At 58.7% G+C, this 1,270-nt stretch carries 1 protein-coding gene; it reads right to left on the reverse strand.

Translation table 11 applies throughout. The annotated features are described in order from the left end of the window. Positions 1 to 90: 90 nt before the first annotated feature. Positions 91 to 1,020, reverse strand: a complete 930-nt coding sequence (locus tag CAF78_RS27475; protein ID WP_085673235.1) for an IS110 family transposase — start codon at positions 1,018 to 1,020, stop codon at positions 91 to 93. Between the last annotated feature and the right edge of the window lie 250 nt (positions 1,021 to 1,270).

Raw genomic sequence — 1,270 nt, forward strand, 5'->3', positions numbered from 1 at the left:
CAAACGTAGGAGCCAACTGTCTTTCGCTTCCACCCGACCAACGCACATATCAGGGTGGGCAGGCGCTAAGTCTGCCTTCCCGATACACCTTCAAACTGGCTGATCACACCATGGTTTTCCATCACGGACCATGGCATTGAGCCTCACCAGCAGCACACGCATGCAGGCCACCAGAGCTACTTTTGCTGGCTTGCCGCTCGCTCGCAGCCGGGCGAACCGCGCTTTGAAATCTGGATTCACTCGAGTCATTACCAGGGCGCACATGTAGGCCGCTCGACGCAGTTTCGCCCGGCCGCCGTATACATGGCGCTTCCCGTTCTTCGCCCCACTGTCGTTGTTGTAGGGCGCCACGCCCGCCAGGGCAGCTACTTGCGAACGGTTCAGATCGCCCAGTTCTGGCAGAAAGCAGAACAGGCTGGCGATAGTCACGTTGCCAACACCCTTGATCTCGCTCAGACGTTCGAGAAGGTGTGCATCGACACGGCGACTCTGCTCAGCGATCTGCTTATCGCATGCCTTGATCAAGATGCGTAATGTCGATTCGAGCGTTTTGTAGTGCTCTAACACAACAGGCAGCGAGGCCTGCCTGATGCGGCGACGATTGTCATCGCGCTGCTGGACCAGGCTGTCACGCTGATTGACCAACTCGGTCAGTTCCTCGCGGGCATCGTCGGGCACAACGAAATGCTTATCCTTCAAGGCAGAGGCAAACAGGGCCAGCATCCGTGCATCGATAGGATCGGTCTTGGCCCGCTTGCCCATGGCTAGGGCGAATTGACGCGCCCGAACGGGATTGATTCGTTGCACTTTCAACCCGGCCTTGGCCAGCAGCTTGACCGACAGCCTTTCGTAACCGCCGGTGGCTTCGACCAACACACGTTCGACCGCGTGGGCTTTGAGATACCGAGTGATAGCCTCGAGCCCAGCAGCGTCATTGGTCACGCAAAGCTCGGAGACCTCGGGATACAGCGCCACTTGTAAGGTGGCTTTGGATACATCGATTCCGGCGTAGGCAGACATGAGTAAAGCCTCTAGTCTTGGAGATGAGAGGTCGCTCTGGCCTGGCTCACGCTTGTTGTTCGAGGTCGGACTCAGTCAACTGTTCGAGCTTGAGCCAAAGCGAGAAGAGTGGACGGCAGCTCGGCTCCTACCCGTGCTCATGGCACCGTGAGCTAGCAGCTTGCCGTCCACCCCTCTCACCTAACACCTTACCTCCTTCGAAGACACAAGCGAGCGCAGCTCGCGATGCGCCGCGCGGGCGGCGCTCGAT

The organism is Pseudomonas sp. R28(2017), assembly GCF_002112505.1.
In the GTDB taxonomy this organism is placed as follows: Bacteria; Pseudomonadota; Gammaproteobacteria; order Pseudomonadales; family Pseudomonadaceae; genus Aquipseudomonas.

Coding starts and splice junctions, on each gene's coding strand:
- CAF78_RS27475 (WP_085673235.1), bottom strand. CDS start 1,020: ATGTCTGCCTACGCCGGAATCGATGTATCCAAAGCCACCTTACAAGTG.